A 15226-nucleotide genomic window follows, 5' to 3' on the forward strand; every position below is an offset into this window, starting at 1 on the left:
GCCGGATCGCGGGCAGAGCTCCCGCAGGCAACCGGTCTAGTGTAGGGGAATCCGCAGGTCGTTCCCAAATCGGGTGGGTCACCGGAAAGCAGGCGTGGTTACCTGGGAACACTGCGGGCCAGACCGGCGCTACGCCGGTAACCTCATGCTCTATAAGGCCGCCTCCAGCACTTGTGCGGCGACTCCGGGACAGGGAGAGGACTCTCGCGTGACATCAACCGGTCGCCCAGCCCAGCTGGGCCGTCGTGCCTTCCTGATCGCGCTGGGAACGGTCCCGGCCGCCGCGGCACTGGTCGCGTGTTCGGACGATACGACGCCGGTGAGCAGGACGTTCACCGGCGTCGATATGAGTGGGGCGGACGAGGCGATCCGGCCGCAGGACGATCTGTACCGACACGTCAACGGAAAATGGCTGCGGGAGTATCAGCTGCCGCCGGACAAGGTCGCCTTCGGTTCGACCAGTGAGGCCGCCGAGCGCACCCAACAACAGTTGCGCGAGATCATCGAGGGGATTCGTGATCCCGAGCCCGGTTCGGAGGCACAGCAGATCAGGGATCTGTACGACGCCAGGGTCGACTGGGACGAGATCGAACGGCTTGGCATGACGCCGCTGGCCGGCTTGTTCGGCAAGATCGACGCCGCCGCGAACAAACCCGAGCTGGCCGAGGTGATGGGCGCGCTGCCGATCAGCGGCCTGATCGGGATCGGGGTCAGCATCGATCGGAAGAACTCCGATGCCTACATTCCCTCGGTCGGCCAGTCCGGGCTCGGACTCGGTGAGCAGTACTACCGGAAACCGGAACACGCCGAGGTGCTCGCGGAATATCGGATCTTCCTCGAACGGATCGCAGCGGGAGCCGGGTTCGCCGATCCGGCGGGGATGGCGCAGCGCGTGTTCGATCTGGAGAACCGGATCGCGACCGGGCACTGGGACAATGTGCGCAACCGCGATACCGACGCCACCTACAACCGGCACAGCTGGGCCGAGATGACCGCGATGGCACCGGAATTCGACTGGGATCCGTGGCTTTCCGGAATTACCGACCGGCCACGCGCGCTGTTCGAGACAGTGGTGGTCAACCAGCCGTCCTACCTCCCCACGGCAGGCGAGCTGTGGGCCGAGGTGGACATAGACACCTGGCGTGACTATCTCAGATTGTCTGTGTTGCAAGCGTTCGCGCGCTTCTTACCGCGGGCGATCAACGACGCGAACCTCGACTTCAAGGGCAGGGTACTCAACGGACAAACCGAGCGTCCGGAACGGTGGAAGTACGGGGTAGGGATCGTCAATGAGAGTCTCGGCGAACAACTCGGAAAACTGTATGTGGCCGAGCATTTTCCACCAGAGGCCAAAGAACGCGCCGAGGAGATACTCACCGAGGTCGTCGCGGCCTATCGGGAGAACTTCACCAACTCGACCTGGATGTCGCCGCAGACGCGCACCGCGTCTATCGCGAAACTGGAAAAGATCGACGCCAAGATCGGCTACCCGGATAAGTGGGTCGATTACTCCACCCTGCGGGTCACCAGGGGCAAGCTGATCGAATCCCTGCTCTCCATCAATGATTTCGAGGTCAAACGCGCCTTCGCGCGGCTGGGCACACCGGTGGACAAGTCCGAGTGGGGTATGTCGCCGCAGACGGTGAATGCCTACTATTCGCCGACCACCAATCAGATCGTCTTCCCGGCCGCCTACCTCCAACCGCCGTTCTTCGATAAGGACGCACTGGCAGCCGTCAATTTCGGTGCGGTAGGGGCGACCATAGGCCATGAGATCGGCCACGGTTTCGATGACCAGGGCTCCAAATACGACGGCGACGGCAACCTCCGTGACTGGTGGACTCCGGAGGACCGGGCCGCGTTCGAGGCCAAGGCCGAGCAGCTGGTGGCCCAGTACAACGTGCTGGTTCCCGAAGGCCTGGAGCCGGACCAGCACGTCGACGGAGAACTCACCGTCGGGGAGAACCTCGCCGATCTGCGTGGGTTGCAGATCACGCTCGCGGCCTTCCGCGCGGCCGAAAAACGCCGCGGTATCGACAACCCCGATTACCGCACCCTGTTCCTGTCCTGGGCGCGTAGCTGGCGCTCGAAGCAGACCGAGGAACTCACCATCCGCTTACTCGCCAACGACACGCACTCCCCTGAAGAATTCCGCTGCAACCAGGTGGTACGCAACCTGGACGAGTTCTACACGGCCTTCGGCGTCCGGGAAGCCGACGCCCTCTTCCTTCCTGCCGAACAACGCATCACATTCTGATCGATCGAGCGCAGCGGAATGGCGGCTCGGCCGAGTTCCGCCGCCACCATTTCACTGCGCTCGATCGATCGCGTACCGAATGGGCGCGGTGAAATGGTGCGGATGATGGTAGACATCGGCGGCGGTGGCGTAATAGATGGTCCAGCCTTCGGTGGTCAACCAGTTGTGGCGCGGATTGTCCCGCAGCGCGGCATCGTGCCCGGAGTGCCATATGGCGCTGTCGTATTCCAGGCCGATCCGCCACTGCCGCCATCCGAGATCGATACGGCGCAGGCCGTCTCTGGTCCACACCTCTAGTTGCGGTTCTGGCGGCGGCAGGCCGGCGTCGATACAGCGCAGCCTGGTGCGCGACTCCATAGGCGACTCCGCCCTGTCATCGGCCAGCGCGATCAATTCGGCAGCTTGGCGCCGACCTCGCCTGCGAGTGTGCTTGTCGATTTCGCAGGCGAGGGCGGTGCGTGAGACACCGCTCCGTAGTGCGGCGTCCACGGTGGCCAGCGCGTCCATGCGGGGCAGCGTGCGAGCGAGGTCCGCGGCGGTACGGACGGCATTCGTGACCGAGGTCCCGCGAACCAGCTCCAACTCCGCCGGATCGACTCGATCGCGGTGCACAACAAGCCGGTGGGTGCGTGCGGACTGGATACCGAGCACATCGGTCGGCTGATCCGCGAGGACCGCGAATCCGTGCAGCTCGGCGGCAGTGTTGTAGGCGGCGGCCATGGACGCCGCCCCTATGGACAACCGTGCGGCCTCAACTCGGAGCCCGGGCTCGGGCGGCGTGCTCACCTCGCGATATACCCCGTGAAATACCCGCACCCACTGCCCGCGGTCGATCCGAGCGCGCAGCTCGGCGCGGGTGTACTCGCACAACGCCTGTCGCGCGGTGAACACGCCGAATTGTTCATCCCGCAACTGCACCAAACCGGGTCGCATATACCCAGCCTGCTTCGTCCCAGCCCTCCCCCCGCCGCCCTCACCCGCCCCCTGTGGATATCCGGCCGGGTGTGAATTTCTCGGCGAGCGTAGCGAAAAGGCGGTTCAGCCGACTGAGCGCGCCACCATTCGACTCCGGTCACGGAGGCAGATCGGTAACGCGCGGACAGCGCGGCCACTACCTGACGACAAAGTAGATAGGTTAGCCTTGGCTGACTAACCCGGCACGCGGTTGGGAACAGCTGGATCGAGGGGTTTCCTCGCGAAGGAGTAGTAAAACGATGAGGTCTGTCCGGATGGCCCGCGGCTGGACGCGCGCCGCAGTGGCCCTGCTCGCAGGTGCCGTGGTGTTCGGCGTCGCCGCTTGCGGATCGTCGAGCGACGAGCAGGAATCCAGTGGCGAGTCGATCACCATCAGCCACGCCAGAGGCGAAACGACTATCACCGGGATCCCGGAGAAGATCGTCATCCTCGGCAATCAATGGCTCGACACCAGCCTCGCGCTCGGCGTGATGCCTGCCGCCTACGTCGACAATGTCGCCGTACTATCCAAGGGCACACCGCCCTGGCAGCCCACGATCGACTCGTCCGCCACGCCGATCAGCACCACGGGCAATCTCACCGAGCAGGTCGCCGCACTGGAACCCGATCTGATCCTGGCCGATTCCTTCATCGCCGACCAGAAGAACTACGACGATTTCTCCAAGATCGCCCCTACCCTGCCCGGGCTGAGCAAGGAGATCATCACACCGTGGCAGGACCTGGTCGACACCTTGGGCCGGATCCTGCACAAGCAGGATGAGGCAAAAGCGGTTACCGCCGAGGTGAACGATAAGATCGCGAGCATCGCCGCGGCGAATCCGGGGCTGCAGGGCAAAACATTCGCCAGCACCTGGCTGGCCAGTATGACCCAGTTGATGGTGCTGACCGACCCGAACGACGGCTCGGCCAAACTGTTCGCGCAACTGGGCCTCGGCATCCCGCAGAACCTGCTCGATCTGCCCGCTATCCAGGGTCGCGCCGCGCTCTCCCCGGAGCGCCTCGACGAGCTGACCGCCGATGTGCTGCTCGCAGGCTACTCCGGGGATATGGACGAGTCCTACCGGCAGCTGCCCGGCTACGCACAACTGCCCGCGGTCGAGAAGGACGCGGTCGTCTTCCTGACCACCCAGGAGATCACCGCCGTCAACCAGCCCACGGTGCTTTCGATCCCGTACCTGCTGGACAAGATCTCGCCCGCGCTGGCCAACGCCGCGAAGTAGCACCACCGCACGAGGAGTTTTCCGGTTGTCCGCCCTCACCTATCCCGACCAGACCCGTTTCGCCCTGCGCGACGGCGCCACCTGCGTAACCGTGCCGACCGGCGCGGTATTGCTCAATCCGCCACACAACCAGAAACTGACCGGCCTCGGCACCACCCAGGTGCAGGCGCTGAAGACGCTGAACCAGGGACCGTGCACACTCGACCAGTTGATGAGCCCTTCCGGCGGCCGTGAGGTCGGTGAGCTGGTCGAACAGCTGGCCGAGGACGGATGGCTTTCGGTCACCGTCCGCGACGGCGGGCGCGATCTCTACACCATCCGGCCGTTCGGGCAACCCGCACCGCGCCCGAGCACGCCGCTACCCTGGTCGGCCACCTTGTCGAAATTCGCGGTGCTGCATCGCGACTCGGACGGCTTCGTGCTCGAGCACCCGCTGGCCTGGTGCGATCTGCGCATCCACGACCCCAGGCTGCTCGCACTGCTCGACGGGGTCGGCGCGGCGGATGCCAACCTGCCGATCGCGGTCAAATCCCAGTTCGCCGACGATCTGCAGTGGTGCGGCTTCCTGGTCGCGGACGCGGATGCCGAGGACCGGGAATTCACCACACGCAGCTGGAGCGCGCCCGATCTGTGGTTCCACCGCCGCAGCACACTGGGAGAACGCACCATCACCTGGGAAAACTTCGGCCCGACCAAATGGGCGAAGGGCCAATTCCCGCAGCCGCCCGCCCGCAAGCCGAACTACCCCGGCGAAGCGATCGCACTGCCCGTCCCGGATCTGGCGGCCACGCGGACCGGCGACCCGACCTTGACGGCCGTCCTGGAAGACCGGGTATCGACGAGGGCCTTCGACGACACCGCACCCATCACCCTCGACCAGCTGGCCGAATTGCTGTATCGCACCGCAAGAACCCGCGGTACCCGGCCGGTCGGCGAGGGCGAAGAGCTGACCTCCCGGCCCTATCCGTCGGGTGGCAGCCTGTATGAACTCGAGCTCTATCCGGTGGTGCGTTCGGTCGCGGGCCTGGCACCCGGCATGTACCACTACGACTCGTTCGACCACGTATTGCGGTTCGTCGCCGCGCCGGACGCACCGGCCGTCACCCGGCTGGTGAAACCGACATCGGCCACACTCGCCGACGGCGCCGAACCGCAAGTGCTGCTGGTGATCTCGGCGCGCGCGGGCCGGATGATGTGGACCTACGAGCAGATCGCGTACTCCGCCATCCTCAAACAGGTCGGCGTCCTCACCCAAACCATCTACCTGGCGGCAACCGCTATGGGCCTCGGCGCGTGTGCGCAGGGTTTCGGGGACACCGCGGCGTTCGCCACCGCGGCAGGTGTCGACGAACTGGAGGAATGCAGTGTAGGGAGCATTATCGTCGGCTCCCCCGCCGCACACTGAGCTGGAGGCTGTGACGCATCCGCGCATATCGGCCGCGGCCCACCCCTGGGATGCAGTCACAGCAGACTACGCTATTCTGATCGGCAGAAAGCCCCGGAACGATCCCTACCGGCCACTTGGCCAGGCACATCGCCGGGGTTTCGTCATATCACGGTGTTGTCCGCCGGGTTCGGACCGAAACCAATTCTCGCCTTCATCCCGGATGCGCATCTACGGTGGCTCCACGGAGCCACAGACTGCCACACTGCGCCGAGTCGGCCGAGCAGTCGCCAGAAATCCGGCACTCAGGATCTATCACCGGTACTGCCCCAATTCGAGGCGCTCGTATTACTCCGTGAGGTCGGCGGTAGGGATCCGATCGGAACCTGGCTCGTGAACTGAGTGGATCACGCTCCGAAAAGCTGTCACCGGGTGGGGTGGCAGCCTTTCGGGCTTCGATAGTTAGCCTGCCTTCACGCTATCGATCAGCGCAGGGGCAACGGCGTCTGTCGTGATGCCTGTCTCGCGTCAGGTCTGGGCCAGGATCTCCGCATCGGTCATCGCGGCCACTTCGAGGTAGAGCCGGGCGATCGTGGGCAACCGGTCCGCCCCGGCGCGCTGCGCGTCCCGATCCCGGAGGCGCTCGGCAAGGCCGGCTATGGTTCGGGTGGCGAACAAGTCCGCGACCAGCGCGTGGTCGACTTCCAGCCACTCACGCACCCGGGCGATCACGGTGGTGGCGAGCACGGAATCGCCGCCACGGCCGAAGAAGTCGTCGTGTACGCCGATCTCGGCGATACCGAGGACGCCTGCGACGATATCGGCCAGGGCGGCTTCCACGTCATCGCGAGGGGCGGCGTCCTCGGCCTCGGCTGCCTGCGGTTCGAGCAACGCGACCACCGCGCGGCGGTCCAATTTTCCGTTGGCGGTCAACGGCATCTGGTCGAGGAATTCGATGCGGGTGGGAATCATATAGCTGGGCAGCAGATCCGAGAGCGCGGCGGTGATATCGCCGATCTCGTTCGCCGCGCCAGCGATGGCGGCGACCAGTTTCGGGGCGCCCGCGCCGACGACCGCGGCGACGGCGTGGCGGACCCCGGCCACTGTGCGCAGCGCGCTCTCCACCTCGCCGAGCTCAACCCGGTAGCCGCGAATCTGCACCTGATGGTCGGCGCGGCCGAGGAATTCGATAGTGCCGTCCGGCCAATACCTGGCCATATCGCCGGTCTTATACCAGCGGATGCCCTCGTGTTCGACGAAGCGCTGCGCGGTCCGCTCCGGATCGTTGCGGTAGCCCTCGGCGACATTCGCGCCGCCGACCCAGAATTCGCCTGGCACCCAGTCCGGGCAGTCCCGGCCCGCGGCACTGACCACGCGGCACCGGACATTGCGCAGTGGAACGCCGAACGGCACCGTCGCCCAGTGTGCGGGTGGCTCGCCGACCACCTCGCAGATGGTGTTGTGGATGGCCGTCTCGGTCGCGCCACCGAGTCCGGCGAACCGGCACCCCGGCACCTGCGCGGCCAGCCTGCGGGCCAGGTCGGCGCCGACCCAGTCGCCGCCGAGGGTGACCGCACGCAGCGAATCGCCCAGCTGGTCACCGCCGATCTCCAGGATCATGTCCAGCATGCTCGGCACACAGTTGAGGATCGATACCCGATGCGTGCGCAGCAGTTCCACCCAGGTGGTGGCTTCGGCGCGTTGCCGTGGATCGAGCGCGACCAGTGAACCACCCACCGAGAACATGCCGAAGATGTCGTAGACCGAGGCGTCGAATTCCAGGGCCGACAGGGCCAGTACCCGGTCGGCGCCGCCGACGGCGAACCATTCGTTCACCGCGTCGATGGTGTTCATCGCGGCGCGGTGCGGAACATCGACCCCCTTGGGCACACCGGTCGAACCGGACGTGAAGATCACGTAGGCGATATCGTCGGTATCGGGAAGGACCGGCGCCGTCAGCGGCTTGGGACAGGTACGGGCCGCATCGATGGACAGGCACGTCACTTCCGCGCCCAGGTCCGCGCCTGCCACGGTCAGGGCCGTACCGATACCACCGGTGCGCAGGATCTCGGCCCGGCGGCCGACTGGTTGATCGAATCCGATCGGCACGTAGGTCGCCCCCGCCGCGAGCACACCGAGCACTGCCAGGATCTGGTCCGGTCCCTTCGGCAGCTGGACCGCGACCGCGTCGCCGGTCCGCACCCCTTCGGCGTGCAATGCGCCCGCGACCGCAAGGGCCAGAGCGGCCAGCTCCCCGTAGCTCCATCCGCCCTGCTCATCGCCGAGCCCCCAGCGCACCGCAGGTGCTTCGGGATGTGCCGCGGCGTGTTCGAAGAAACCCTGATGCAGGCAGCGCCCGCTGACCGGGCCGTCGGTGGCGTTCACCGCTGCCCGCACCTCGGCCTGAGCGGAAGGCAGCCGGACCGCGGCCTCGGCATGCCAACCCGCCCCACTCTCGGCCAGCCGCCCGATAGCCGCGGTGTACTGGGCGAACATGGCATCGACCATGCCATCGGGGAATGCTGATTCGCGCACGTCCCAATTCAGCAGCAGGCCGCCGCGCACCTCGGTGACCTGCGCGTCCAGCAGGACCTGCGGACCCTGGGAGATGATCCACACCGGCTCGCCGAAGGTCTCGGTGACTGTATCGGCGAACAGTTCACCGAGGTTCAGCGCACTGGTGTAGACGACAGGAGCCAAGATCGGCTCACCGCGATATCTGCCGAGATCCCGCAGCACCTCGAGTCCGGCGTAGGAGCTGTGCGCACCGCTGTCGTGCATACTGCGCTGCAGCGCACGGGCCCGGTCGGCGACCGACATGTTCTCGGTGACATCGACCTCGAGCATGATCGAGGAAGTGAAATCGCCGATCACCCGATCGATATCGGGATGCACCGGCTCCCGATGGAACAGCGGCACATTCAGCAGGAACCGGCTCTGCGCCGACCAGCCACCGATGGTCTCGGCGAACACCGCCGCCAGTGCCATCGCCGGGGTGAGACCGCGCTCGTGCGCCGCGGCGAGCAACTGTTGCTTGGCCTGTGGTTCCAGCCAGTGGTCGTAGCGCACGGTGCGCTGCCCACCGGTGCGCTCCCCGACCGGAATGGTCGGTAGTTCCGGCGCGCCGGGCAATTCCGGCAGCCGCTGTTGCCACCACTGCCGGTCCCGCTCGCGGACGGCGCTATCGGCTCGGTGTTCGGTGCGGTAGCGCCGGTAGCTGTAGCCGGGGGCGGGCAGGGTCGCGCCGTGGTACAGCTCGGCCAGTTCGGAAACCAGCACTCGGTAGCTCATGGCGTCGCCAGCGAGCATGTCCACATCCAGGTGCAGCCGGGTGCTGTTCTCATCACGCAGGGTCAGGGTGATATCGATGACCTGGCCGTCTTCGATGGCCAGAACCTGATGGGTCTTGTGTTCCCGCAATTCGGCCAAGGCGGCCTCGACCGCCTCCGGCGCCTGTCCGCGCAGGTCGACCACGCTGAAGACCGGTCGCCCCGGTGCGGGCATGGTCTGCTGGGTTCCGTCCGGCAGAAACCTGGTGCGCAGCATCGGATGTGCCGCGACCAGATCGGCCACTGCCCGCTCCAACCGCGCCGGATCGATACGGCCACCGTCGAATTCGACGTACAGATGAGCGGCGATACCGCCGAGCTCCTGCTCGTCCGAGCGGCCGATCCAGTAGGCGTGCTGCATGGTGGCCAGCGGGAAGGGTTCTTGCTCGGCATCGGCGAGCGCAGCGGTTGCCACCGGATCGACATCGGCACTCGCCGCGCTCGCCTCATCGCCTGCGCTCGCCGCGTTCCTGCCGAGCAGGCTGTGCCAGGCTGCCAGGGTCGGTGTGGCCGCGAGCTGGGCGAAGTTGATATCGGCACCGCGCTTACGCCATTGCCCGGCCAGCTTCATCGTCCGGATCGAATCCAGCCCCAGCTGAATGAGATCGGCGTGTTCGGCGATATCGCCCTCGGCCACACCGAGCTGTCCGGCTATCGCCGCCCTGATCTCCTCCTTGCCGATCCTCGCCGTGCCGTCCCGCTGTGGTGCCGACTCCATTCCGCTGCCACTCCTCGCTCATCTGTGCCTGTCGGCTCTTCTGTGCCTGTTGCCGCATCCGGCGCGATTACTCGGCAGCAGCCTAGCGCAACTAGTTAGGTTTGCCTAACCTACTAGATACCCACTGCGCGCCGGGCGAACCACTACCGAGACCCTGCTAGTGCTGCGCCGCCCAGGAATTCTGTAGTGCGGCCAGCGCATCCTCACCCAAGCCCGAGACCGACATGGGCGCATGGCGCTGGTCCGCCGCGGCGGAGGTCTCCTGCCCGTCGCCGGTCGATGAGCCCGCGCGGAGTTCGTCGACCGCCGTAGCGAGTTCGGCGATGGTGAAGTGCTCGAACACCAGCTGCGGGGTCAGCGGCAATCCCGCCTCGCCGGCACGAGCCGCCCACTGGATCGCGATGACGCTGTCACCGCCGAGGCCGAAGAAGCCGTCCTCACGACCGACATCAGTGAGCTCGAGCAGCTCCTCGAGCAGAGCGATCAGGGTGCGCTCGGTATCGGTCCTCGGGGCTCCGCTCTCGCCGCCCTCGGCCCGGGCTGGCGCGGCCTGCCGATGCTCCTGAGCAGGCGCACCGGCCTGGTGCACCACCGTCCTGGCCGTATCCCACTCAGCCGGAAGCAGATCCAGCTCCGCGAGCGCGGTATCCGGCTGTTCGGCGAACGCCTCGAAAGCCCTGACGAGTACATCGGCGAAGATTTCGCCGGTCGCGGCCTCGTACAGATCGGGATTGACCACGATGCGCGCGATCAACTCTCCTGTGGTGTCCACGGTGTAGTCGAAGTGGAAATCCATGAACGAGACGTCGTAGAACTTGGCGATGCCCCGCATCATGGTCGCGCCGTCGGCATCGAACGCGACCGGCGTCGCGCGGTGTCGCATATGCATCATCACCTGGAACAGCGGATTACGCGATAGCGAGCGCGGCGGATTGATGGTCTCGACAAGTCGCTCGAACGGCACGCCTTGGTGGCTGAGCGCGTCCAATGCCGAATCCCGCACCCGGTCGAGCACAGTGCGCGGCGTCGGATCGCCCGAAACGTCACTGCGTAGTACCACCACATTGGCGAACAGGCCGATCAGCTCATCGGTCGTCTGCTCGGTGCGGTTGGCTACGGCCGCGCCGATCGCCACATCGTCACCGGCGCCGAGCGCGCTCAGCACCACCGCACTGACCGCCTGGCACAGCATGAACTCGGTGGCGCCGACCGCTTCCGCGCGAGCACGCGCACTCTCCCAGACGGCGGCGGGCACGATCCTGGCGGTGCTGACACCATCGCGACCGAGTACCGGCGGGCGAGGACGATCGTGGCCGACGGCGATCTCGTCCGGCAGCCCGGCCAGTGCCGTACGCCAATAGTCCAGCTGTGCCCGGCCGAACGCACTGACCTCACGGCCGGGGCCACGATCGAAGATCTCACGCTGCCACATCGCGAAATCCGCGAACTGGATGGCCAATTCCGGCCAGTCCGGTGCGGCGCCACGCAGCCTGACCCGGTAGGCGGTGGTCAGATCGTCGACGAAGATCTGGCAGGACCGGCGGTCGGCGATGATGTGATGCAGCAGAATCGACAGCACATGTGTCCGGGAATCGAGCACCAACAGGCGCAACCGCAGCAAAGGCTCGGCCTGCAGATCGAATACGTAGGCCGCGTCGGCCGCCAATTCCGCCTCGAGCCTGGCCTCGCCCTCACCCTCGGCGAACTCCACCACCGGAACCTCGATGTGCCCGGCGGGGTGGATGAGCTGATATGGCGTCGACTCGTGTTCGGGGAACGTGGTTCGCAGCGATTCATGCCGGGCCACCACGTCATCGATCGCGGCGAACAGGGCCGCTCGATCGAGCGGACCGTCGAATCGGATCGGGTAGGTGACGTTCTCCCCGTCGATCGCGCCCTCCATCCGTCGCTGCAACCAGTAAGCGCGCTGCGAATAGGACAGCGGGAGGTACTCGGGCCGCGACCGGCGCACCAGCTCCGGTCGTGTCGAGGCACGCGGTGCGGCGCTCGAGGTAACCGAACGACCCGCGGCCCCCTCGGCAACACCTGGTTCGGCGCCGTCCGACTCAGGAGCATCCTCGATCGCACCTGACTCGGCGGCATCCTCGCCGAGCTCATCGAGGTCGATACCGAACTCGTCGAGGAAGGCCGAGACCAGATGAGCGGCCAGCCCGGCCACAGTGGGTTTGTCGAAGGGCACCCGCATATCCAGCTCGACGCCGAACTCGGCGCGAATCATGGTGATCAGCCGGGCCGCGAGCAAGGAATGCCCACCGAGCTCGAAGAACGAGTCGTCGGCGCCGATCTGCTCACGCGCGAACAGGGTCGCGTACAGGGCGGCGACGCGGATCTCGGTCGGGGTCCGTGGCGCGCGGTACTCACGGGCCACCGCGAGTTCCGGCGCGGGCAGCGCACGTTTGTCGAGTTTGCCGTGCGCGGTCAGCGGCACCGCATCGATCACCGTGACGGCCGCGGGCACCATATGTTCGGGCAGGGTCGCGCCGACGAACGCACGCACCTGGTCGAGATCGAGTTCGACACCCGGCTCCGGCACCACGTACGCGGCCAGGATCGGGCCGAGCGATTCGTGTTCGGTCACGATCACCACGCAGTGGGCGATAGCGGGATGATCGGTGTGGGCGGTCTCCACCTCGCCGAGCTCGATCCGATGCCCGCGCACCTTGACCTGTTCATCGGCCCTGCCGATGAACTCGATCTCGCCCGCGGCATTGCGCCGCGCCAGATCGCCGGTGCGGTAGAGACGCTCGCCGGGCAGGAACGGGTCGGCGAGGAAACGTTCGGCGGTCAGCCCGGGACGGTTCAGGTAGCCGCGGGCCAGCTGCCTGCCACCGAGATAGATCTCCCCAACCACACCGGTCGGCACCAGCTGCAATGCCTCGTCCAGCAGATAGAGGTATACGTTCTGGTTCGGAACGCCGATCGGCACGATGCCGGTCCCCTGCGGCCCCTCAACCAGCTGATGTGTCGAACACACCACGGCTTCGGTCGGCCCGTAATGGTTGCGCAGCTCGGCGTCGAACTGGGTTCCGAACCGGTCGGCGACCTCACCGGGCAGCGCCTCACCACCGACCGGGACATGCCGCAGGGTGCGCCACTCGGTGACCTCGGGCAGCACCAGGAAGGTGGCCAGCATAGACGGCACCATATGCAGCACCGAAATACCGTGGCGGGTGACCAGATCCGCGACATACGGAATGTCCCGGTAGGCGTTCGGCTTCGGCACCACCACCCGCGCACCCGCCGTCAACGTCACGAAGATATCCATCAACGAGGCGTCGAAGCTCACCGAGGTGGACTGCAGTACCCGGTCGGCGGGGGTGAGATCCCATTCCGCGGTGAAACTGGTCAGATGTTCGGCGATGGCCTCATGCGGGACGGGGACCCCCTTGGGCTTGCCGGTAGAGCCCGAGGTGTAGATGACGTAGGCCGTATTCGACGGACGCAGTGGTGCGATGCGGTCGGTATCGACCGGATCGGTCTCCGGCCCTGTGGCGGCCTCGGCTTCGGCGGCGGCCAGAGCCGTGGCCTCTAGGACGAGTTCAGGCCGGGCATCCGCCAGCAGGTACTCGATCCGATCGGCCGGGTACGCGGGGTCGATCGGCAAGTACGCCGCGCCGGCCTTCAGCACCGCCACCGCGGCGATGATGAACTCGACGGAGGTCGCCATCCGGAGTGCGACAATGCGCTCCGGACCAGCGCCACGACCGATCAGCCAGTGCGCCAGCCGGTTCGCCCGCCGGTTCAACTGGTCGAAGGTCAGCTCCAGGTCATCGGAGACCACCGCGATATGCCCCGGTGCCGCCGCGACCCGCTGCTGCAGCAGCGCGACCACAGTGGTCGCCGGGGTAGCGACCAACGGGCCGTGCGCGGTGGCCAGTACCCGCGCCCGGTCGGTGTCACCGAGAATGTCGATCTCGCGCAGACGCAGCCGCGGAGCGCGCAACGCACTGTCGAGCAACTGCAGATAGTGGTCGAGGAACTGCTCGACCAAGTGCCGATCCAGCGCATCAACCAGATACGTCGCCTCGACCCGGGCGCCTGCCCGGTCGAGCACCACCATCAGACCGAGCTCCTCGGCCGCTGCCGAGCTGCCGAGCGGTAGTTGGGTGGCCTCGACACCGTCGAGGGCGAATCCGGCGGTATCGCCGCGCACACTGAAGCTGAGCTGCACCAGCTGCGCCAGCGCGTCCCGGCCCGCCACCCGTTGGGGGCTCACCTCGCGCACCACCCGGTCCACCCCGACACCTTGGTGACCGAACGCTCCGGTGCAAACATCGCGGGTGCGGTCGAGCAGCTCGGCGAAATCGCCCACGCCGTCCAAATCCGCGCGGACCAGTACCGCATTGCCGAAATAGCCGATCAGCCGCTCGGTACCGCCCCGGCGATCGACCACGGGAACCGAGACCAGGAAATCCGTCGCCGCGGTGTAGCGGTGCACCAACGCCTCGAAGGCCGCGAGCAGCACCATGAACGGCGAGGCCGAATGCGCCCGGCCGAACTCGGTCAGCCGCGTCATCAGCTCCGGTGCCAGCGGCCGCGCACACCGGTCCGCGTGCTGCGACCGGTTGTGCGCAGCGGGCTTGCTCGGCAGTTCGAGCCGCTCCGGCAACGGAGTCAGGACCTCACGCCAATAGGCCAGGTCGGCGGCATCGACCTGGTGATCGGCGCCGACCTCCAGATCGACGTATTGCGCGTCGAGCGCGGGCAGTTCGGCACCGCGGTAGGCAGCGTCCAGTTCGGCGAAGAACACCGGCCACGAATCGTCGTCCCAGCCGATGTGGTGCACCACCAGGATCAGGACGTGCTCGGTCGCGCCGGTGCGCACCAGTGTCGCGCGCAGTGGCAGCTCAGTGGTCAGATCGAAGGGGCGGGCGAACTCGCGGCGGGCGAGCACCTCCACCCGGATATTCGCGCTCGCTTGCGGCAGCTCGGTGAGATCGTGCTGTTGCCAGGCAGGTTCGGCGTCATCCCTGGCTACCTGGTACGGCTCTCCATCGGCATCCACTTGGTAGGTGGTGCGCAGGATCTCGTGCCGCGCGACCACGGTCGCGAACGCGGCACGCAGCCGGTCGGCGTCCAGCGCACCACTCAGCCGGTAGGCGACACAGACATTCAGCGTGGTGTCGGCCGGATCGAGTCGCTGCACGAACCACATCCGGCGCTGCGCCGCCGACAGCGGGCTCGGCGCACCGCTGACCCGCGTGCGCACCGGCTGGGGCGGGGCCGCCTGCACGTCGTTCGCCCGCAACCGCTGCTGGAGCAATTGCTTTCTACGCTGGAGAATGTCCTCTGCCATGGCTGTCCTTCGAATCTGCTGACGGG

Annotated in this window: 6 protein-coding genes; 3 read left to right on the forward strand and 3 right to left on the reverse strand. The window is 66.6% G+C overall.

Annotated elements, in window-relative coordinates:
- The first annotated feature begins 208 nt into the window (after nt 1-208).
- Nucleotides 209-2257 carry a M13 family metallopeptidase gene (locus ACL02S_RS14780; protein ID WP_412802978.1) on the forward strand — a complete coding sequence of 683 codons (2049 nt, stop codon included), beginning with the start codon at nt 209-211 and terminating at the stop codon, nt 2255-2257.
- A 51-nt stretch (nt 2258-2308) separates the two neighbouring features.
- Here ACL02S_RS14780 and ACL02S_RS14785 read toward each other — a convergent pair whose 3' ends face one another.
- Complete coding sequence (locus ACL02S_RS14785) at nt 2309-3190, reverse strand: type IV toxin-antitoxin system AbiEi family antitoxin domain-containing protein (protein WP_412802979.1); 882 nt, start codon at nt 3188-3190, stop codon at nt 2309-2311.
- 281 nt (nt 3191-3471) lie between these two features.
- On the opposite strand from ACL02S_RS14785, the gene ACL02S_RS14790 reads away from it, so the two are divergent.
- Both ACL02S_RS14790 and ACL02S_RS14795 read left to right on the forward strand, forming a co-directional pair.
- On the forward strand, nt 3472-4452 hold the full coding sequence (locus ACL02S_RS14790; RefSeq protein ID WP_412802980.1) for an ABC transporter substrate-binding protein: 981 nt from the start codon (nt 3472-3474) through the stop codon (nt 4450-4452).
- A 25-nt stretch (nt 4453-4477) separates the two neighbouring features.
- Nucleotides 4478-5857 carry a SagB family peptide dehydrogenase gene (locus ACL02S_RS14795; protein ID WP_412802981.1) on the forward strand — a complete coding sequence of 460 codons (1380 nt, stop codon included), beginning with the start codon at nt 4478-4480 and terminating at the stop codon, nt 5855-5857.
- Between the two features lie 507 nt (nt 5858-6364).
- Here the strand turns inward: ACL02S_RS14795 and ACL02S_RS14800 are convergent.
- A complete protein-coding gene (locus tag ACL02S_RS14800; RefSeq protein WP_412802982.1) occupies nt 6365-9883 on the reverse strand; it encodes a non-ribosomal peptide synthetase in 3519 nt (1172 codons plus the stop codon).
- Between the two features lie 157 nt (nt 9884-10040).
- Nucleotides 10041-15200 carry a non-ribosomal peptide synthetase gene (locus ACL02S_RS14805; protein ID WP_412802983.1) on the reverse strand — a complete coding sequence of 1720 codons (5160 nt, stop codon included), beginning with the start codon at nt 15198-15200 and terminating at the stop codon, nt 10041-10043.
- Nucleotides 15201-15226 lie beyond the last annotated feature (26 nt).

This window comes from Nocardia spongicola (assembly GCF_047200775.1).
Lineage (GTDB): Bacteria > Actinomycetota > Actinomycetes > Mycobacteriales > Mycobacteriaceae > Nocardia.